This window comes from Sphingomonas yunnanensis, assembly GCF_019898765.1.
GTDB lineage: Bacteria > Pseudomonadota > Alphaproteobacteria > Sphingomonadales > Sphingomonadaceae > Sphingomonas > Sphingomonas yunnanensis.
On the sequence record NZ_JAIOKB010000003.1, the window covers coordinates 437,093 to 457,731 of the forward strand.

The window sequence follows — 20,639 nt, forward strand, 5'->3', positions numbered from 1 at the left end:
CGCGCTCATGTCGTGCTGGACGCAACGTCGGCCGCGTCTGCCTCGTCGTCGGTCCACTGCCGCAGCTGCCGCTCGAGCACGCCGAGCATCTTGAGCGGCGCCCCCTCGAGCTGGCGGCCGCTGCGCGTGATCAGGCCGATCGCGGTCTCCTCCACCCCCTCGTCGTGCAGCGGCACCGCGCGCAGCGATCCCTCGCGCAGCTCGGCCAGTACCGAGATCGACGGCAGCACGGTGGCGTAATGGCCCGACAGCGCCGCGGCGCGCATCATCTGGATCGAGCTGCTCGTCATCACCGGTTCCAGGAAGAGCCGCTGCGACGCCTCGGCCAAACTGAGGATCTGGCGCAGTCGGAACTGCTTCGGGGCGAGGCATAGCGCATGGCCCTGAAGGTCGCGCAACTCGACGCCGCGCCGCTCCGCCAACGGGTGGTCCGGCGCGACGATCACCTTGAGCGGCTGCCGCGCCGAGCCGCGCAGGCGGATCTTCGCTTCCATCGGCGGCTGGAAGATCAGGCCGACGTGCGCCTCGTCCTCTAGCACCATGCTGACGATCTCGGCCGTCGACGGGGTCAGGATCGTCAGGCGCACCGCGGGGAAGCGCTGCTGGAACTCATCGAACAGGCTGGTCAGCGACTGGCCAAGGAAGCCCTCGCCCACCGCGATCTGCACGTGCCCGGAGCGGACGCCGCGCAGGTCGCCCAGACGCGTGCGGAACGTCTCCTCCTGTGCCAGCTGGGCGTGATAGTGTTCCACCGCCACGCGCCCCGCCTCGGTCAGCCGGATCGCGCGGCGCCCGCGCTCGATCAGCGGCAGCGCATATTCTTCCTCTAGCTGCGCGATCTGCCGGCTGATCGAGGAAACAGCAATGTCGAGCTTGTCGCTCGCGGCGCGCATCGTTCCGGCCTGCGCCGCCTCGAACAGATACCGCAGGCCCAGGTCTGCCATGCCACGCTCCTTTCAACATGATGCTGGCGCCTTGTTGCGCGAGACGCAATGAAAACACCGCGTCGCGGCGATTGCACGAGCGGGCGCGGCGATGACATCTGCTGCCTAGAGGCAGGGGAGCGATGCGTGATGGCAGACACCGGGAAGCGGGCGCGGGTCGGCTGGCGGGGTTACATTCCCGCGATCGTCACCCCTTTCGACGCCGAGCTGGCGCTCGATACGCGCGCGCTCGGCGGCTATCTCGAGTGGCTCCACGCCGAAGGGATGCACGGGCTGGTGCTCGCGGGTACGACGGGCGAGTGGACCAGCCTGTCGCCGCAGGAGCGCAAGGCCCTGTTCGACGCGGCGGGCGCGCAGATGCGCGGCAAGCTGCCGCTGATCGCGGGCTGCACCTGGTTCACCCCCAATGAGGTGGTGGAGTTCGCCCGCCACGCGCACGCCGCCGGCTTCGACGGCATCCTGGTGACTCCGCCGCCGTACATCCGCCCGCGCGAGGATGAGATCCTCGGCTTCTACAAGGCGGTGAGCGATGCCTCTCCGCTGCCGATCTGCGTCTACAACTGGCCGCCGGGCACCGGTATCGATATGTCGATCGAGCTGCTGGAGCGACTCGCAGACCTCGACGGAGTGGTGGCGATCAAACAGTCGACGAGCAACCTGGCGCGCTTCGTAGAGACCTTCTTCGCGCTGTCGGAGAAGGTGCGCGTGTTCGGCTTTTCCATGGACGAGCATGGCCTGGCGCTGCTCCAGGCGCGCGGCGGCGACGGCACGATGGGCGCCGGCGCGGTGCTCGGCCGCGACCACCCGGACTTCTACAACCTTTTGTGGGCAGGGGACGTGGAGGGCGCGCGCGCGCGCGGGCGCAACGACCGCCGCGTGCTGACCGACTGGTACACGCCCGAGCTGGTCGGGCGCTTCGGCTCGGGGCCGGCCATCCTCAAAGCCGGGTTCGCCGCGCGCGGCATGCCCCTGGGCGGAGTCCGCCCGCCGTTGCTCGACGTATCGGCGGAGGCGCGCGAGCGCATCGGCGCGACGCTGGCGGCGCTCGGCAAGGCCTGACGCGCATGGATGCCGCCGACGTGCTGATCATCGGTGGCGGGCTGATCGGGTGCGCGGCGGCGTGGCACCTCGCACGCGCGGGCACCGACGTGCTGCTGGTCGAGCGTGGCGAGCTGAATGCCGGCGCCTCGGGGCAGAACGCCGGGTCGCTGCACTTCCAGATCGAGCGGCGCTTCCTGGAACACGGCGACGCGCTGGCGGATCAGGCGGCGCGCACCGTCGCGCTGAGCCGCCTCGCCATCGCCGAGTGGCGCGACCTGCCGGCGGCGCTCGGCGACGGCCGTCTCGACGTGGCGATGCAAGGCGGGCTGATGGTGGCGCAGAGCGACGATGAGGTGCGTCTGCTCGAGCGCAAGGCGGCGCTGGAGGCGCGCTGGGGATTGCCGACCGAGCTGATCGACGGCACGCAAGCGCGGGCGATCGCACCCTATCTGGCGGACGACGTGCGTGCCGCCAGCTTCCTCGCGGACGAGGGCCACGCCAATCCCCGCTTGGTCACCCGCGCGCTCGCGGACGCCGCGGCGTCGGCGGGCGCGCGGCTGCTGCCCCATACGGCGCTACGCGCGCTCGTCCCGGCACCGGGCGGCTGGCGAGCGACGCTGCGGCGCGGCGCCGACGACGTGGAGGTGGCCGCCGCGGCCGTCCTGATCGCGGCGGGCGCGTGGACGATGGCGGTGGGCGCGCTCGCGGGGGTGCACTTGCCCGTCTTCCCGATCGGGCTGCAGATGAACGTCACCGAGCGTGTCGCGCCGTTCCTGCCGCACCTCGTGCAGCACGTCGGCCGCCGCCTCTCGATGAAGCAGGCGCATGACGGCAACGTGCTGATCGGCGGTGGCTGGCCGTCGCGGCTCGCGCGCGGGGAGGGTGGGTTCGACCTCGCGCGCGCGCCGATGGTGCTGCCCGACTCGCTCACCGGCAATCTCGCGGTCGCGGCGGCGACGGTGCCGCGCGTCGGCGCACTAAACCTGATCCGCACCTGGACCGGGGTGGTCGCCATCACTGCCGACCAGCTGCCGCTCGCCGGCGCGGTGCCGGGCCGCCCCGGCCTGTTCGTCATCGCCGGCGGATCGGGCTTCACGCTCGGCCCGACGCTCGCGCGCGCGGTCAGCGCGGAGATGCTCGGCCGGTCCGCGGGCGACGCGGCCGCGGCGATGGCACTGGTCGCGCCCGCGCGCTTCGCGCACCTCAACGCGATGCTGGCGTGATGGCTCGGGTGGCGGATACGGCGCGGGGGGTCGCGGCCGAGATCATGGTGGATGGCGAGCGCGTGTCTTTTCACCCCGGCGAGACCATCGCCGCGGCGATGCTCGCGGCCGGGCACGCCGCTTTCCGTCGCGATCGCCACGACCGGCCGCGGGGCCTGTGGTGCAACATGGGAACGTGCTGCGAGTGCCTCGTGCTGCTCGAGCGAAACGGAGAGGTGCGACGGGTGCGCGCCTGCCTGGTCGACGCGGCACCGGGGCAATGTGTGACGACGCGGGACGGTGCGGCGTGAGCGAGCCCTGCTACGACCTCGCGATCGTCGGCGGCGGCCCGGCCGGGCAGGCGGCGGCCGAGCAGGCGGTCGCCGCCGGGCTGACCGTGGTGATGCTCGACGAGCAGGCGCGCATGGGCGGGCAGATCCTGCGCCAGCCGCCCCTGGGCATGACGGTGCCGCGCTGGCTCGACGGACGCGGTTATCGTGCGCTGAAGCGCCAGCTCGCGCGCGCCGAGGCGCTGCCCGGCCTCACCTGGTCGGGGCGCACCTCGGTGGCGGGTGTGCTGCGCGAAGCGGCGGGGTTCGCGCTGATCGCGGTGCCGACCGACGGCGCGCCGGGCCGTCGCATCGCGGCGCGGCGCTTGCTGGTGGCGGCGGGCTGCTACGATCTGCCGTTGCCGCTGCCGGGATGGACGCTGCCCGGGGTCATGAGCGCGGGCGCGATCCAGGCCTTCGTGAAGAGCCAGCGGCTGGTGCCGGGCGAGCGCTTCGTGCTCGCGGGCACGCACCCGCTGCAACTGATCCTGGCCGATCAGATCGTCGCCGCGGGGGGCCAGGTCGCGGCGCTGCTGTTCGCGCAGGCGTCCGCCGCGGCTGCGGGGGCGCTCGCCCATCATGCCGGTTCCGCGCTGCGGCACGCCGGACCGCTGGCCGCGGCAGCGGCGAGCTACGTGCGCCTGCGCCGCGCCGGCGTGCCGATCCGCTTCGGCCGGACCGTGCTGGCGGTCGAGGGCAGCGACGAGGTCGTGGCTGCGCGCGTCGGCGTGCCCGGCGAGGCGGGTGAGGTGATCGCCTGCGACCGCGTCGGCCTCTGCTTCGGCTTCCTGCCCCAGGCCGACCTGCCGCGTAGCCTCGGCGCGACCGCGCGCTGGGTCGAGCGCACCGGCGGCTGGGCCACCGTGGCGGACGCGTGGCAGCGCGGCGACGTGCCCGGCCTGTACGTCGCGGGCGAGACCACCGGCGTCGCCGGAGCGCCCGCCGCGCTGGAGGAGGGACGGATCGCGGGGATCGCGGTGGCGCGTGACGCCGGACGGATCGATGCGGTCGCCGCCGAGCGCGCGGCGGCGGAGCCGCGGCGCCGGCTCGCCCGCCTGCGCGGCTTCGCGGCGCTGCTCGACGCCGTCGCCGACCCGCGCGCTGTGGTGACGCGCCTGGCGAGCGACGACACGATCGTCTGCCGCTGCGAGGATGTCACGCGGGCGCAGCTGCTTGCCGCGGCCGGGGGCGTCGCGGCGCCGTCCGACGCGAGCGCGCTCAAGCTGGTCACGCGCGCGGGCATGGGGCTGTGCCAGGGACGCGGCTGCGAGGCGGCGGTGCTGCGGTTGCTGGCGGAGCGGACCGGCGTCGCGCCCGCGGCGATCGGTGGCTTCACGCCGCGCTTCCCGGTCCGTCCGGTGCCGATCGCGAGCGTCGGCGGGGCGGACTGTCACTGACGCGACGGGGCGGGCTGTCGCTCACGCGACGGGGCGGGTTGTCGCTGACGCAACGAAGTCGTCGCCCGCGCGCGCTTGTCCGTTCCTGGCCGCCCCAGCACACTCGCCGCCAGACCCGACCAGCAGGAGTATGCGCCCATGGCCGACCACGATCGCCCGCTCTTCCTCGAGGCCGACCATGTCTCCTGGACGGTGCCCGACCTCGACGCGGCGGTGCGCTTCTACACCGAGGTGTTCGGCGCGACCGAGCTGTTCCGCATGGGGCCGCTCGACGCCGCCGACATCCCGCCCGGTGACGACGGCCGCGACTGGATGGCGTCGCACGTCAACGTGCCCGGCGCGCGGCTGACGCTGGCGATGCTCAAGCTGACGCCCAACCTCAACTTCCAGCTGGTGCAGTATGACAAGCCCGACGACCGCCGCACCGAGCTGCCGCGCAACTGCGACCGCGGCGGCCATCACCTCGGCCTGCGCGTCGACGACGTCGACAAGGCGGCACGCTACCTGGCGGCGCACGGCTGCACGGTCATGGAGACGATCGTGATCGATGCCGGCCCGCTCGCCGGCCACAAGAACCTCTACGTGCTCGATCCCTTCGGCAATCAGCTCGAGATCGTCGACTGATCGCCGCCCCGTCCGCGCCAGACCCAGGAGAGCTTATGCCGATCGAACGTCTCAACCCGCCCGCGCTCTACGACAGCCTGCAGTTCGGTTTCAGCCATGCGACGATGCAGCACGGTGGTCGCACCCTGCACCTCGCCGGACAGGTCGGCTGGGACAAGGAGCTGAACGTCGCCGCGGGCGATCTCGCCGCGCAGACGCGCCAGGCGCTCGCCAACCTGCGCTTGGTGCTCGAGGCGGCGGGCGCGAGCGCGGCCGATATCGTGCGGCTGCGCACCTATGTCGTCGACCACGAACCCGCCAAGCTCGGCATCGTGCTCCAGGAGGTCGGCGCCTTCTACGGCGAGGCGATGCCCGCGCCCAATACCTTCATCGGGGTGCAGGCGCTGGCGCTGCCCGACTTCCTGGTCGAGATAGAAGCGATCGCGGCGCTGCCGGACTGATCAGGCGGGGACACCACAGCCAACCTGAGTGCCTTAACGGTCAGATATGTCGGCTATATCTTGCACTCACCCAAGCGCGCCGCGCGTGGGTGCGCGGTAACGAAACCGTATCACGGCAGTGTTGTGCGCAGCGCAACGAAGTCCTCGCCTCCGCCGCATTGCAGGGGAGGCGACCAAGATAGATCATGATCTCACGCTTACCGACGGCTCACACGTCGGAAGCGTCCGCAGGCGGGCATCGTACTCTTACCAACCCTTGTAGGGGAGGATCTCCATGCGTTGTCCCAACATCATCGCCTTTTCTTTGTCGGCCAGCGGCGCAGCGATCGCGGCAGCACTGTTCGCTGCCCCCGTGCAAGCGCAGCAGTCCTCCGCGACGAACGACGCACAGAACGCCACCGCCGAGACCGAGCCGAGCGTCGGCGCCGCGGCGGGTGACATCGTCGTCACCGCTTCCAAGCGCGTCGCCAGCACGGTGCAGGACACGCCGATCTCGGTCCAGGCACTGAGCGGTGACGACCTCAAGGCGCGCGGCGCGGTCGATTTCGCCGACTTCTATCGCTCCGTTCCGGGCCTGTCGGTGCAGGACGAGGGGCCGGGCGACAAGCGCTACGTCATCCGCGGCATCAACTCGAACGGTGCCGGCACCGTCGGCCTCTATCTCGACGAGACCGTGATCACCGGCGAGAACGCCCAGGACGGCTCGGGCCAGGCGCCCGACATCAAGCTGTTCGATATCGACCGCGTCGAGGTGCTGCGCGGGCCGCAGGGCACCACCTTCGGGGCTAGTTCGATGGCGGGCACGATCCGCTACATCACCGCCAAGCCCAAGCTCGATCGCTGGACCGGCTACGTCCAGTCGGGCCTGCGCGCGACGCGCGGCGCCGATCTCGGGCTACAGACCGACGGTGCGATCAACATACCGGTGATCGCGGGCGTGCTCGCGGTGCGCGCCTCGGGCTTCTACGCCGATCTGCCCGGCTATATCGACAACCGCTTCCAGGAAGGCGCCAACGCCGAGAAGAGCAAGGCCGGGCGGTTGCAGGCGCGGCTCCAGATCACGCCCGATCTCACGCTGGACGGTATGGCGATGTACCAGAAGGTCCATCAGGACGCGAAGAACTTCTACAATCGCGTCGACTTCGCCGGTGCTCCCCTCACGGGTAACCGCTATCAGCAGGCCGATGTCGCGCGCGCGCCGTATGACGACGAGAGCGAGATCTACAACGCGACACTGACTTATGCGCAGCCGTTCGGCACCGTCACCGCGACCGGCTCGCGCTTCGTGCGCGATACCGACTTCAACCGCGATGCCTCGCTGGCGGCGCAGGCCTTCTTCGACTTGCCGTACGACGGTGCCGGCCGCTCGCTGCTGCGCCAGGTCAAGCACCGCCGCGTCGACAGCGCCGAGCTGCGCTTCGCCTCCGACTTCGGTGGCCCGTTCCAGCTGCTGTTCGGCGGCTTCTATCAGAACGAGAACCGCAATTATCGCAGTTACTGGCCGACGGTGAACGCGCAGGGGGTGATCGACGCCAGCACGCGCCTGCTGCTCGATCGCACCGTCGGCACCGACATCAAGGAGAAAGCGCTGTTCGGCGAGGCGAGCTACGCCTTCGTGCCGAATCTGACGCTGACCGTCGGTGCGCGGCTCTTCGACTTCAACCTGGAGCAGCGCTCCGTCGCGATCGTCAGCGCCGGTGGCGGCACCGGCGCGGGACCGGGCCCGCTGCTCAAGGCGAGCGACAGCGGGCTGATCGGGCGCTTCAACCTGGCGTGGAAGGTCAACGAGCAGGTCAACGCCTATGTCCAGGTGGCGCAGGGCTATCGCTCCGGCGGCACCAACGACCAGACCGCCGCCGAGCTTGCCAACGTGTCGATCCCGGCGGGCTACGGCTCGGATTCGCTGTGGAACTACGAGCTCGGCGTGAAGACGGCGCTGCTCGATCGCAAGCTCTACCTTAATGGCGCGGTCTATTACATCGACTGGTCGAACATCCAGGTGACCGACCAGGCCAGCGCGGGCACGGTCTCCTTCCCGTTCACCGGCAACGGCGGCAAGGCGTCGGTCAAGGGTGCCGAGCTGACGCTGGACGCGCGCCCGGTCGCCGGGTTGCAGCTCAACCTCGGGCTCAACTACAGCCTGGCGGAGCTGAGCGAGGACAATCCCGTCCCCGCGACCGGGCGCAAGGGCGACCGCGTCCCCTACGTGCCCGAGTGGACCGGCTCGGCCGGCTTCTCCTACAGCGCGCCGATCGGCGACGCCGGGCTGGAGGGGACGATCGGCGCCGACGCGAGCTACCAGGGATCGATGGCGACCAAGTTCAACTCGACGATCGCCAATTACCGCGCGCTCGACTCCTATTGGCTGGTCGGGCTGCGCGCCGGGGTCTCGCGCGGGCCGTGGGCGCTCAACCTCAACGTGACCAACCTGTTCGACGACAACACGCCGATCAACTACAACGAGATCGTGCCCGGCGTGTACCCCGACGGTTTCTACATCAGCCGACCGCGCACCGTCACGCTCGCCGGCACGGTGCGGTTCTGATCCGCCCCGTCCAGCTCCGGCAGGGCGCAGTTGCGCTCGTCGCGCTCACCGCCGCGACGGCCGCGACCGCGGGGGAACCGCGCCCCTGGGCCGATCCCGCGCGGCCGGCCGCGGAGCGTGCGCGGCTGATCGTCGCGGCGATGACCGAGGCGGAGAAGCTGGCGCTGCTCGAGGGCGACACCACGCTTGACGCCAACGGCACCGGGGTGAATCCGTGCGTCGGCCATGTCAGCGGCATCCCGCGGCTGGGCCTCCCCGCCCTGTGCATGGGCGACGGCCCCGCCGGAGTGGGCAACGGCATGACGCAGGTCACGCAATTTCCGGCGCCGATCATGGGGGCGGCGACGTGGAACGCGGCGCTGATGGAGCGGTACGGCGCGGCGCTCGGTACGGAACATGCCGCCAAGGGGCGCAACGTCGTGCTCGCGCCGACGATCAACATCATCCGCACGCCGCTGTGGGGCCGCGCCGCCGAGACGCTGAGCGAGGACCCCTATCTCACCGCGGCGCTGGGCACGGCGATCACGCGCGGCATCCAGGCGCGGGGGGTGATCGCGACGCCGAAGCATCTCGCCGCCAACAACCAGGAATGGCTCCGCCTGGGCGATGCGCCGGGCTATGAGGCGATCGACGCGCGCGTCTCCGCCCGCGCCTTGCACGAGATCTATCTGCCGGTGTTCGAGGCGGTGGTGACGCGCGCCGGAGCGGGCTCGATCATGTGCGCCTACAATCGCGTGAACGGCCATTACGCGTGCGAGAACAAGGATCTGCTGGGGACGCTCCGCGGCTGGGGGTTCGACGGCTTCGTCGTCGCCGACTGGTATTTCGCGCATCGCAGCACGGTCGCCGCGGTCAAAGCGGGGCTCGACATCTCGATGCCGGGCGGCGCCAGCCCGTTCGGCTTCGCCGACTTCTACGGCGCGCCGTTGCGCGCGGCGCTGGCGCGCGGCGCGGTCTCGCGCGGCGACATCGACGCGATGGTCACCCGGATCGTCACGCCGATGTTCAGGCTCGGCCTCGTGGACCGGCCGGTCCGCGGCAGCAGCGCCGCGGACGCGCGCGCGCCGGCGCATCTCACGCTCTCGGAGGAGATCGCCGAGCAGGGCAGCGTGCTGCTGCGCAACGAGGGCGGCGTGCTGCCGCTGGCGCGCACCGTGCGCTCGATCGCGGTGATCGGCGACGACGCCGGCGCCAACGTCCAGACCACCGAGCGCTACGGCGGGTTCGTCAAGAACGACGCGGTCCACCCGCGCGCGCCGCTCGATTCTATCCGCGCCGCGCTGCCCGCCGGCACGCGGGTGCGCTACGCCCGCGGGACGCTCGGCATCGGGGCGCTGCCCGCCGTCCCGGCGGAGGCGTTCCGCGGGCTCACCGCGCGCTACTTCGCCGGCGCCACCCCGCAGGGCACCGCGCTCGTCACGCGCGCCGAGTCGCGCATCGATTATGCCGAGGCGGGGGCGAAGGCGGGGGTGGTCGGACTGCCCACGACCTGGTCGGCGCGCTGGGAGGGGCAGATCGTGCCGCCGCGCACGGGGTCGTACCGCTTCTCGCTCGACGGCGGCGGCGACGCGCGGCTGACGATCGACGGGCGGCGGGTCGCCACCGTGCCCAAGAACAGCTTCCGTCTCGTCACCCACGGCGTGGCCGAGCTGCGCGCGGGTGTCCCGGTCCGCTTCCGGCTCGACTATAGCAACGCGCCGACGCTCTCGCCGACCGAGCTGCGGCTCGGCTGGCAGGTGCCCGACGCCGGCCTGATCGACGCGGCGGTCGCGGCGGCGCGCTCGAGCGACGTCGCCTTGGTGTTCGTCGCCGATCATGTCTCGGAGGGTGCGGACCGTACCGACCTGCGCCTGCCCGGCGACCAGGACGCGCTGATCGCCGCCGTGGCCGCGGCCAACCCGCGCACCGTGGTGGTGCTGCACACGGTCGGACCCGTGCTGATGCCGTGGCGCGACCGCGTGGCGGGCATCGTCGCAGCCTGGTATCCCGGCGAGCAGGCGGCGGACTCGATCGCCGCGCTGCTGACCGGCCGCGCCAACCCGTCGGGCAAGCTGCCGGTGACCTTCCCCGCCGACATGACCAGCGGGCCGACCGACCGGCCCGAGCGTTATCCCGGCGTCGGCACGACGGTGCGCTACGACGAGGACCTGCTGGTCGGCTATCGCTGGTACGACCAGCAGCGCGTCGAGCCGCTGTATCCCTTCGGCTTCGGGCTGTCCTACACGCGCTTCCGCTACGATCGGCTCAGCGTGGCGCCGCGACCGGGCGGCGGCTGGCAGGTGCGTGCGACGGTGCGCAACGTCGGCGCGCGCGCGGGCAGCGAGGTGGCGCAGCTCTACGTCGCGCTGGCGCCCGGGAGCGGCGAGCCGCCCCAGCAGCTCAAGGGCTTCGCGCGAGTTACGCTGGAGCCGGGCGCGGCCGAGACGGTCGACTTCACGCTCACCGAGCGCGACCTGTCGACCTGGGACGAGGCGTCTGGCGGCTGGCGCCTCCATCCGGGCCGCGCCGGGGTGTTCGTCGGCGGCAGCTCACGTGATCACGCGCTCACCGGACAGATCGACGTGGCCGCCCGTTGAGCGCGCGGACCCGGCGCGATCGGGGATGAACGCTCAGGCCGCCGACCAGCTCGCCACCGCCTGTTCCAGCACCGCGAGCGGGACCGGGCCCGACTGCAGCACCAGGTCGTGGAAGCCGCGCACGTCGAAGCGCGCGCCCATCGCGCGGCGCGCGCGCTCGCGCGCGGCGACGATGCGGTTGGCGCCGACCTTGAAGCTGCACGCCTGCCCGGGATACACGCAGTAGCGCGTCACCTCGCGCTCGGTCGCGAGCGGCTGCTCGCCGGCGTGCTCGACCATCCAGGCGACCGCCTGCTCCTTGGTCCAGCGCTTGTAGTGGATCCCGGTGTCGACGACGATGCGCGCGGCGCGGAACAGCTCGGACTGGAGGTAGCCGATCCGGCCGAACGGGTCGGCCTCGAAGATGCCGAGCTCGTCGGCCACCTGCTGCGCGTAGAGCGCCCAACCCTCTGTGTAGGCGGAGAAGCGCACCATGCGGCGGAACAGCGGCAACGCCGGGCTGTGCGCCAGCACGCTGTACTGGAAGTGATGGCCCGGCACGCCCTCGTGATGCGCGAGCGTCGGCAGCCGCCATGTCGTATGCTCGGCGGGGGTCTTGAGGTTGAGCGAAAAGACGCCGGGCTCGCCCTTGCTCCCCTCGCTGTAGAAGGCGCCCGGCGCGCCGCCTTCGATCGCGACCGGGATGCGGCGGACCACGATCGGGTCGACCGCGACGTTGCCGAAGGCGCGCGGCAGTCGCTCGATCACCCGGCGCAGCGCGGTGTCGGCGATCGCGAGCAGCCGCGCGCGGCCGGCGTCGTCGTCGGAGACGCGGAAGCGCGCATCGGCGTTGAGCGCGGCGATCCGCTCGCCCACGCTGCCGCGACTGAGGCCTTGCGTGCGCAGGCTGGCGTCGATCTCCGCCGCCAGCGCAGCGCATTGCGCGAGCCCGGTCTCGTGCAGCTCGGCCGGGGTGAGCGCGGCGGTGGTGTTGGCGCGGCACGCGGCGGCATAATAGGCCTCGCCGTCCGGCAGGCGCCATACGCCAGCGGTATCGACCGCGCGCGGCGCCAGCGTCGCCAGCGCGGCGGCCTGACGGTCGAGCGCCGGGGCGATCGATGTGCGGAACACCGCCAGCGCGGCGTCGTCGCGGTCGCCCAGCCCCTTGGCGCGGATCCGCGCGAGCGCCGGCGCGAGCAGCGCGGACTCGAGCGGCGCGCCGTCACGCAGTGCACCGATCTGTGCCACCGTCTTGGCGATGACGAAGCCCGGCGGCACCACCCCGATCGCGGCGTCATGGCGGATCCGATCGGTCTCCTGGTCGAGCGCGGCCGGCAGCGCCGCGAGCCGCGCGCGCCAGGCGTCGACGTCGGCGGCGTCATCGATCGGGTGCCGGCTCCCGATGAAGTCGGGCAGCCAATAATAGGCGCCGTTCATCTGGCTGACGACATAGGGGCTCGGGCGCAGGTTGCCGTCGACATAGCCGTAGCGCCCCAGCAGGTCGTCGAGCGTGTCGTAGACGAAGCGCGCGACGTCGTGGTCGAGCGCCGATCGCGGCGACAGGCGCGCGCGGTCGATCCCGGCGAGCTGCGCGCGCGCGACGCGGATCGCGGCGCGGTCAAGGGCGCGCGCCGCCAGCGACCGGTCGTCGAGCCGGCCGCGCAGCGCGGCGTGCGCGCCGGTGTCGAAGTCGTTGGCGGTCGCCTCCTCGGGCGAGCGCGCCAGATAGGCCTCGCTGTGGCGCTGGAGCAGTTCGGCGAGCGCGGCGTCGTCGGCGCCCGTCGCCGCTTCCGCCGGCAGCGCGGCGGTGAGCAAGCCAACCGCCGAGCTGACCAGGAACTGTCGCCGGTCGATCATGCTCTCTCCCTCAATCGTCGATCGTCCGGCGGCGCGGCCGATGCCGTCAGAACTTGTAGCCCAGCGTTCCGCCGATCACGCGATAGGACGGCTCGACCTGCACGCCGCTGTAGAAGGCTTTCTCGTAGGCATTGGCGAAATAGCGCGCCTCGAACAGATTCTCGACGAACACCGTGGCGCGCAGGTGGTCGTTCTCGAGCCCGGCGCGCAGGTTGACGTTGTGATAGCCGGGCGAGACGAACGGATAGACGGTATAGCGATAGGCGAGCGGCGTCGACAGCATCTCCGAGCGGTAGCTCCACTCGGCGCGCGCGAAGCCGTCGATCCGGTCGGTGATCGGCCGCTTGTATTGCGCCTGCGCGCCGAGCGTGAACTTGGGCGCGTTCACGAGCGGGCGACCGGTGATGTCGATCACCACGCCGTCGATCAGCGCGTTGCGATAGTCCTTGAACTTGGACTCGTTGTACCCGGCGTTGCCGCTCAGCTTGATCGCGTCGCTGACGCGCAGGTCGAAGCTGCCCTCGACGCCGTAGCTGTCCGCCGCGGCGGCGTTGGCGATGCCGCTGACGCCGCGCAACAGGCCGGTGACCGGATCGATATATTGGAAGCGGATCGTCTGCTGCACGTCGTTCCACTTCATGTAGAAGCCGGTGACGTCCACCCGCAGGCGGCGGTCGAACAGGTCGAACTTGGACCCGAGCTCGTAATTCCACAGCGTCTCGGGCTGGAAATCATTGGCGAGGTTGACGTTGTTGCTGGTCTGCGTGCCACCCGACTTGAACCCGCGCGACGCCGTGGCGAACAGCAGCAGGTCGCGCTGGAGCTTGTAGCTCAGCGTCAGCTTGGGCGAAATGTCCTCGAATGCGGCCGAGCGGTTGTTCACCGCGGTGACGATGTCGTTGGAGCGGTTCTCGGCGTAGTTGCGCGTCTTCTCGAACGAGTAGCGGCCTCCCACCGTGGCCGAGAAGCGCTCGGTGAGATTGAAGGTGCCCTGCGCGAAGATCGCCATATATTTGGTCGCGCTGTCGGAGACCAGCCCGGTGACGGCGAGGCCTTCGCAGTTATTGGTGCGTGCGGCGGGGCACAGCGGGCTGTCCGCGCCGTGGAAGGTCTGCTGGCCGGTCACGCCGGTGTCGCGCCCGACCGAGGCGCCCAGGCTCCAGTCGAGGAAGTTGGTGCCGTTGGACTGGAGGCGGAGCTCGCCGCTGGTCGACTTGCGGGTGAGCTTCAGATTCTCGTAGAAGTAATCGCGGCTGCCGCCGTCGACATCGCCGTAGTTGAACACGTCCGACTTGAGATGGCCGACGACCGCGGTGATCGAGGCGAGGCCGACGTCCCATACCGCGCGCGTGCTGTAATATTGATATCTGCTGCCGACCCGCTGCGGCCGGTTGAAGTTCACGCGATCGGTGTTGTCGGGGAAGAAGCCGACGCCGTCGGGATTGCCGATCGGGCCCGCGGTGCGGCCGTAATAGACCGACGCCCAGGTCGCCGTGACGAAGCCGGTGGGCACGCCGTTGCGCATGCCGGTGGCCTCGTCGGAGTAGCTATAAGCGAAGTCCCAGGTGAGCCCGTCCAGCGGCGTGAGCCGGGCCTGGATCCGGCCGGTGTAGAACTTGCTGTCGTTGCCTCCGCCGATCGGATTGATGTTCTTGATGTAACCGTCCGACTTCTCATACTGGCCGGAGGCGCGCAGCGCGAGCACGCCGTCGGTCACCGGCACGTTCAGCACGCCCTGCGCGCGCTTGGTATCGAAGCTGCTGTAACCCAGCTCGATCTCACCTTCGAAGTTGTTGACCGGCTTCTTGGTGATGATGTTGATCGCGCCGCCCACCGAGTTGCGACCGAAGTACGTGCCCTGCGGGCCGCGCAGCACCTCGATCCGCTCGAGGTCGACGATCTGCGGGTTGCTGGTAGCGGCGGCGACGTTGAATTCGTCGATGTAGAAGGCATAGCTGCCCTGGCGCACGTCGGCATACGGGTTGAGCTGGTTGGAGATGCCGCGGATCGACAGGTCCTTGCGGTCGCGCGAGCCGTTGGACTGGAAGCTGACGTTGGGGGTGAGCGCGAAATAGTCCTCGACGCTCTGCACGTTCTGATCGCGCAGCGTCTGCGCGGTGATGGCGGTGATCGCGATCGGCACGTCCTGGATCGACTCGGCGCGGCGCTGCGCGGTGACGACGATGTCGCCGCCCGGCGTCTCGCCGCTCGCTTCACTCACCGTCGCGTCCTGCGGCGTCGCCTGCTGCGCCGTCGCGGGTGCCGCGAGCGCGGCGAGGAGGGTCGCCACGGCGGCGCCGTGGCGAAGCTGCGGTGCGCCGCGGCGGGTGCCGTGCGTACGATTGTTCATGCCATGCCCCTTCGATCGCCGGCGCGCGCGATCGCGCGCCGGCATGTCTGTCCACGTTCCCCTGACGTCCGCCCGCCGTGTCGGCGGTGCGCGGCCTTAGCGGCTCACTTGGTCCAGCAGGCCGGATCGGGCGGCCCCTTGGCGAGGTCGACCGGCGCGCGGACCAAGGTGATCGACGCGATCTTGCCGCCGCGCAGCTCGGCGTGGCCGGCCGCGAGCACGCAGCCCAGCTTGCCGTCGCGGCGCGAGCGGATCACGTGATAGGTGTAGAGGCGGTCACCTTGCTGGAACGCCGCCTTGAACGGCACCACGATCTCGACGTCGCCGCCGCCGGCCTGGATCTTCTGGAAATGCGTCGCCCACTGATCCACGCCGCGGATCACGGTTCGCCCCTCGAGCGTCAAGGTCGCGTCCGGCGTGAAATAGCGCGAGAAGTTCTCGGCCGTGAAAGCCCCTGGCGTCTTGAATGCCTGGTCCCACCAGATAAACATCCGCGATAGCGCGTCGGTCGGCTGCTGCGCGACGACCGGTGTTGCCAAGATCATGGCCGCCGCCATCGTCGCGATCATGCGCTGTCTCATTCTCGCTATCTCCCCTTGACCGCCGCGCTACCTTGCCCCTGTCGCAACGGCTTCGTGGCGGAGTGTCGGTGAGTTGCCTTGTTGTTACAATGCCTCCGCAAGGTAGTGATCGTTGCTTTGGACGCAACGACCGGCGGTGTCAGTGCGTGACGCGGGCCGGATCGCCGTCGTCGCGAACGATCGCGCCGCCCTTCATCACGAACGCGATGCGGCGAAGCGCGGCGATGTCGGCGGTCGGGTCCGCGGGCAGCGCGACGATGTCGGCATACTGACCCGCGGCAATCTGGCCGACACTCGCCTCGCGGCCGAGCATCGTCGCGGCGCGGATCGTCGCGGACTGAAGTGCCTGGAGCGGCGTCATCCCCGCCTTCACGTACAGTTCGGCCTCGGCGACCGTGGCGTTGGTCCCGGCGTTGGGCTCGAACGGGAATTGGTCGGTGCCGAGCGCAATGTTGACGCCGAGCCGGATCGCCTTCTGCAGCATCGCCCAGTGATCCCTGCCGGTGGAGGCGACGCGTTCGAGGTACCAGTCGGGCGAGCCGATCTTGCGGTAGAACTCATAGGCACCGGGCTGGCTCACTACCATCGTCGGCACCAGCCACACGCCCTTGGCCTTCATGTCGGCGAGCACCGCGTCGTCGAGGTGGTAGCCGTGCTCGAAGCCGTCGATGCCGAACCGCAGCGCCTGGCGCGCGGCCTCGGCCGAGCCGTTGTGCGCGGTGACCTTGACGCCGTTGCGATGCGCCACCTCGATCAGCGTCGACAGCTCGTCGTCGGTCATCGGCGCCGCGGAGATGCTGCCATGCGTATCGGAGATGCCGCCCGAAATCGCGATCTTGATCCAGGTCGCGCCCAGCTTGATCTGCTGGCGTACCGCGTGCGAGAGCGCGGCGGGCCCGTCCGCCTCGAGCGAGCCGTGACCGCCCGTGGTCACGATCACCTCGCCCGCGGTCTCGATCCGCGGGCCGGGCACCTCGCCGCGGTCGATCGCGCGCTTGAGCGCGAAGTCGGTGCCATGGTCCTCGCCGGTGAGTCGCACGGTGGTGACGCCGGCGAGCAAGGTGCGGCGCGCATTGTCCGCCATGCGCAGCACCTCCTCGGGGTCGGTCTCGTTGAGCAGCGCGTTGCCCTGCGCGCCGGGCAGCTTGAGCCCGAGGTGGACGTGCATGTTCATCAGCCCGGGGATCAGCCACTGGCCTCGCATCGGCACGACCGTGGCACCCGCGGGCACCGCTATCGCGTTCGAGGGGCCGACCTGCACGATCCGCTCGCCCTGAACCAACACCGTGGCGTCGGCGATCTTGGTGCCCTTGGCGACGTCGACCACGGTGCCGCCGACCAGCGCCACCACCGGCACGGCCGGCGCCGCGGGGGCCTGCGCGAGCGCGGGGACGGCGGCACAGGCCGCGAGCAGCAGCGCGACGAACGATCGCTTCATGGTAGACCCCCCTGATTGCCCCGGGGCGTCTCGGCCCCCTGCCGCAGCATGGGCGATCACCGCACGCCCACAAGCGTGTTCGCGCGAGTAAGTCGTTGCGTCAGGCGCAACATCCCGCGCCATCGGACGAGCGCGGCGCGATCAGGCGAACGCGGAAATGGGGGAAATCCTGGCCTGAAGGCTCCTTCGCTGGTGCGGCGAACGCCTTCCGCCCGCGCCGGCGGGTCTCTTGGCAAGGTCGCGTTCGTTGCGCAGACTGCGCGCGAACGGGGGCGATATGAGCGACGACACAGCATCGGATCTCTCGCGCCGCGCGGCGCTTCGGCTGCTCGGCACGACGATGCTGGCCGCGGCGACGCCGCTGCGCGCCGCCGACAGCGACGCGTCGCAACGGCTGCGCGCGCTGCTCGACGACAGCGCCGCGGCCGACGCGCGGCTCGACCCGCTGGCGGCGGCCCGCAAGGGCGCGGCGGCGGGCGGGCCGGTCTTCGTCGACCCGCTCGGCGACGCTTATGCGACCACGCTGCGCGCCAACAAGGGCGCGGAACTGGCCCGGCTCGGCGCGATCGATCGCGCCGCGCTGCCGCCGGTCGACCGGATCGCCTATGACGTGTTCGCCTATCGGCTGCGCCAGACGCTCGCCTATATCGCCGACGGATCGTTCAAGGTCGCGCAGCTCACGCCGCTGAACCCGTCGTTCGGGTTGCAGGTGGAGTTCCCCGACTTCGTCGCCGGCCCGAGTGCGCCGTTCGCGACGCTGGCCGACTATGAGGACGGACTGCGACGGCTCGATGGCTTCGCCGGTCATCTCGACCAGAATGTCGTGCGGCTACGTGAGGGCGTGGCGCAGGGCTATGTGCAGCCGCGCATCATCGTCGAGAACATCCTGCGCCAGGTCGACGCGCTGCTCGCCATCCCGGTCGACGACAGCCCCTTCTTCAAGGCGATCGGGCGCATGCCCGCGAGCGTCGCGCCGGCCGACCGGGCGCGGCTGACGCTCGCGTACCGTGCCGCCATCGCGGGCAAGGTCTATCCGGCCTACGCGCGCTGGCAGCGTTACCTGCGCGAGACCTATCTGCCGCGCGCCGCCGCGGCGCCGGGCCGCTGGGCGCTCAAGGGCGGCGACGCGCTCTACGCCGCGGAGCTCGCCCGCCATACCACCACGGCGCGCTCGGCGGACGACATCCACCGGCTGGGGCTCAGCGAGGTCGCGCGGATCCGCGGCGAGATGGAACAGGTGCGGGTCACGATCGGCTTCAGCGGCGACCTGCACGCGCTGTTCGAGCACGTGCGGACCGACAAGCGCTATTATTACACCCGGCCCGAGCAGCTGCTCGCGTGCTTCGCCGCCATAGAGGCCCAGATCTGGACCGCGATCCCGCGGCTCTTCCACGATCGGCCCGAAGCGCCGTTCGCGGTGCGCCCGCTGCCCGCGCTCGGCGAGCAGCGCGGCACCGGCTATTACCGCCCGGGCGAGCCCGACGGGGTGTCGCCCGGCATCCTCTATTTCAACATGGCGATGCTGAGCACGCGCCCGATCCCGACGCTGGAGACGCTGACGCTGCACGAGGGCATACCCGGCCACCATTTCCAGCTGACGCTCGCGCGCGAGAATCCGGCGCTGCCGCCGCTGCTTCGCTTCGGCGAGGCGACCGCCTATACCGAGGGCTGGGGCCTGTATGCCGAGTCGCTCGGCCGCGAGCTCGGGATGTTCACCGACCCGATGCAATGGTTCGGCCATCTCGACATGGAGATGCTGCGCGCGGTGCGGCTGGTGGTCGATACCGGCCTGCACGCGCAGCGCTGGGAGCGGCAGCGCGCGATCGATTATATGCTCGCCAACACCTCGATGGCGGCCAAGGACGTGGCGGTCGAGATCGATCGCTACATTGCCTACCCGGGCCAGGCCTGCGCGTACAAGATCGGCGAGCTCAAGTTCCGCGAGCTGCGCGAGCGCGCCGCCGCGGCGCGTGGCGCCAGCTTCGACGTGCGCGACTATCATCGCGCGGTGCTCGACACCGGCGCGTTGCCGATGGACGTGCTCGACGCCAAGATCAGCGCGTGGATCGCCGCGGCTTGAGCGACCCGCACCGCACGACGCCACGCTGGAACAGGACGATCCGATGCCCGAAGCCTTCCTCTGCGACGCGGTGCGCACCCCGATCGGCAGGCTCAACGGCGCGCTCGCGGGCGTGCGCGCGGACGATCTCGCCGCGGTGCCGCTGCGTGCGCTGGTCGAGCGCAACCCGGCGGTCGACTGGGCGAGCGTGGACGATGTCCTGCTCGGCTGCGCCAACCAGGCCGGCGAGGACAATCGCAACGTCGCGCGCATGGCGGTGCTGCTCGCTGGCCTGCCCGAGACCGTGCCGGGAGTGACCGTCAACCGGCTGTGCGGCTCGGGGCTCAACGCGCTCGGCATGGCGGCGCAGGCGATCCGCTGCGGCGACGCCGCGCTGGTGGTCGCGGGCGGGGTCGAGAGCATGACGCGCGCGCCGTACGTCATGGGCAAGGCCGCGGGAGCGTTCGACCGGGCGCAGCAGCTCGAGGACACCACGCTCGGCTGGCGCCTCGTCAACCCGGCGATGCGCGCGGCGTACGGCGTCGACACGATGCCGCAGACCGCCGAGCACGTCGCCGAGCGATGGGGCGTCTCACGCGCCGAGCAGGACGCCTTCGCGCTCGCCAGCCAGGAGAAAGCCGCGGCGGCGATCGCCAGCGGGAGGCTCGCGGCCGAGATCGTCCCGGTCACCGTGGCGCGGCGCGGCGCCGAACCGGTCGTCGTCGCGGTCGACGAGCACCCACGCGCGACCAGCCTCGTAGCGCTCGCGCGGCTCACCCCGGTGGTCCGCGCCGATGGCACCGTGACCGCCGGCAACGCCTCGGGGCTCAACGACGGCGCCGCGGCGATGCTGGTGGCGAGCGAGGCCGCGGCGGCGCGGCAAGGGCTGAGGCCGCGCGCGCGCGTGCTGGCGCTGGCGCTCTCGGGCATCGCGCCGCGGATCATGGGGGCGGGGCCGATCGAGGCGGCGCGCAAGCTGTGCCGGCTCACCGGCGTAGGGCTCGACCGGCTCGACGTGATCGAGCTCAACGAAGCCTTCGCCGCACAGGCGATCGCGACGCTGCGCGACCTCGGCATCGCGCCCGACGACCCACGCGTCAACCGCAACGGTGGTGCGATCGCGCTGGGCCATCCGCTCGGCATGTCCGGCGCGCGGCTGGCGCTGACCGCGGCGGAGGAGCTGCACCGCATCGGCGGCCGCTACGCCATGGCGTTCATGTGCATCGGCGTCGGCCAGGGCATCGCGCTGATGCTCGAGCGGGTCTGACCCTCGCGAA

The 20,639-nt window shown here is 71.1% G+C and carries 15 protein-coding genes; 10 read left to right on the forward strand and 5 right to left on the reverse strand.

Going from position 1 to position 20,639, the window contains the following annotated elements; genetic code table 11:
- Positions 1-5 precede the first annotated feature (5 nt).
- The gene (locus K7957_RS11585; RefSeq protein WP_223012135.1) at positions 6-944 is read right to left on the reverse strand and encodes a LysR family transcriptional regulator; all 939 of its coding nucleotides are present in this window, start codon (positions 942-944) and stop codon (positions 6-8) included.
- Positions 945-1,073: 129 nt separating this feature from the next.
- On the opposite strand from K7957_RS11585, the gene K7957_RS11590 reads away from it, so the two are divergent.
- From K7957_RS11590 to K7957_RS11625, 8 genes are all read left to right on the forward strand, one after another.
- The gene (locus tag K7957_RS11590; protein ID WP_223012136.1) at positions 1,074-2,003 is read left to right on the forward strand and encodes a dihydrodipicolinate synthase family protein; all 930 of its coding nucleotides are present in this window, start codon (positions 1,074-1,076) and stop codon (positions 2,001-2,003) included.
- A gap of 5 nt (positions 2,004-2,008) precedes the next feature.
- Positions 2,009-3,208 (forward strand): NAD(P)/FAD-dependent oxidoreductase, encoded by a 1,200-nt coding sequence (locus K7957_RS11595; RefSeq protein WP_223012137.1) that lies wholly within the window; start codon positions 2,009-2,011, stop codon positions 3,206-3,208.
- A complete protein-coding gene (locus tag K7957_RS11600) occupies positions 3,208-3,498 on the forward strand; it encodes a 2Fe-2S iron-sulfur cluster-binding protein (RefSeq protein WP_223012138.1) in 291 nt (96 codons plus the stop codon). Before K7957_RS11595 ends, K7957_RS11600 begins: the two co-directional genes overlap by 1 nt.
- Positions 3,495-4,913, forward strand: a complete 1,419-nt coding sequence (locus K7957_RS11605; RefSeq protein ID WP_223012139.1) for an FAD/NAD(P)-dependent oxidoreductase — start codon at positions 3,495-3,497, stop codon at positions 4,911-4,913. Before K7957_RS11600 ends, K7957_RS11605 begins: the two co-directional genes overlap by 4 nt.
- A 138-nt stretch (positions 4,914-5,051) precedes the next feature.
- A complete protein-coding gene (locus tag K7957_RS11610) occupies positions 5,052-5,537 on the forward strand; it encodes a VOC family protein (protein ID WP_223012140.1) in 486 nt (161 codons plus the stop codon).
- A 35-nt stretch (positions 5,538-5,572) separates the two neighbouring features.
- Positions 5,573-5,977 carry a RidA family protein gene (locus tag K7957_RS11615; protein ID WP_223012141.1) on the forward strand — a complete coding sequence of 135 codons (405 nt, stop codon included), beginning with the start codon at positions 5,573-5,575 and terminating at the stop codon, positions 5,975-5,977.
- 274 nt (positions 5,978-6,251) lie between these two features.
- Positions 6,252-8,522, forward strand: a complete 2,271-nt coding sequence (locus K7957_RS11620; protein ID WP_223012142.1) for a TonB-dependent receptor — start codon at positions 6,252-6,254, stop codon at positions 8,520-8,522.
- 140 nt (positions 8,523-8,662) lie between these two features.
- Positions 8,663-11,098 carry a beta-glucosidase family protein gene (locus tag K7957_RS11625; RefSeq protein WP_223012143.1) on the forward strand — a complete coding sequence of 812 codons (2,436 nt, stop codon included), beginning with the start codon at positions 8,663-8,665 and terminating at the stop codon, positions 11,096-11,098.
- 33 nt (positions 11,099-11,131) lie between these two features.
- Here K7957_RS11625 and K7957_RS11630 read toward each other — a convergent pair whose 3' ends face one another.
- The 4 genes from K7957_RS11630 to K7957_RS11645 form a co-directional block, all read right to left on the reverse strand.
- The gene (locus tag K7957_RS11630; RefSeq protein ID WP_246616979.1) at positions 11,132-12,934 is read right to left on the reverse strand and encodes a DUF885 domain-containing protein; all 1,803 of its coding nucleotides are present in this window, start codon (positions 12,932-12,934) and stop codon (positions 11,132-11,134) included.
- A gap of 46 nt (positions 12,935-12,980) precedes the next feature.
- Positions 12,981-15,284, reverse strand: coding sequence for a TonB-dependent receptor (locus K7957_RS11635; protein WP_223012144.1), 2,304 nt, complete (start codon positions 15,282-15,284; stop codon positions 12,981-12,983).
- A 104-nt stretch (positions 15,285-15,388) separates the two neighbouring features.
- Positions 15,389-15,853: a hypothetical protein gene (locus tag K7957_RS11640; protein ID WP_246616980.1), complete on the reverse strand. Its 465-nt coding sequence runs from the start codon at positions 15,851-15,853 to the stop codon at positions 15,389-15,391.
- Between the two features lie 151 nt (positions 15,854-16,004).
- Positions 16,005-17,303 (reverse strand): amidohydrolase family protein, encoded by a 1,299-nt coding sequence (locus K7957_RS11645; protein WP_223012145.1) that lies wholly within the window; start codon positions 17,301-17,303, stop codon positions 16,005-16,007.
- Between the two features lie 277 nt (positions 17,304-17,580).
- Here K7957_RS11645 and K7957_RS11650 point away from each other — a divergent pair, with 277 nt between their 5' ends.
- Both K7957_RS11650 and pcaF read left to right on the forward strand, forming a co-directional pair.
- Complete coding sequence (locus tag K7957_RS11650) at positions 17,581-19,383, forward strand: DUF885 domain-containing protein (RefSeq protein WP_223012146.1); 1,803 nt, start codon at positions 17,581-17,583, stop codon at positions 19,381-19,383.
- 43 nt (positions 19,384-19,426) lie between these two features.
- Positions 19,427-20,629 (forward strand): 3-oxoadipyl-CoA thiolase, encoded by a 1,203-nt coding sequence (gene pcaF, locus K7957_RS11655; protein ID WP_223012147.1) that lies wholly within the window; start codon positions 19,427-19,429, stop codon positions 20,627-20,629.
- The last annotated feature ends 10 nt before the right edge of the window (positions 20,630-20,639 follow it).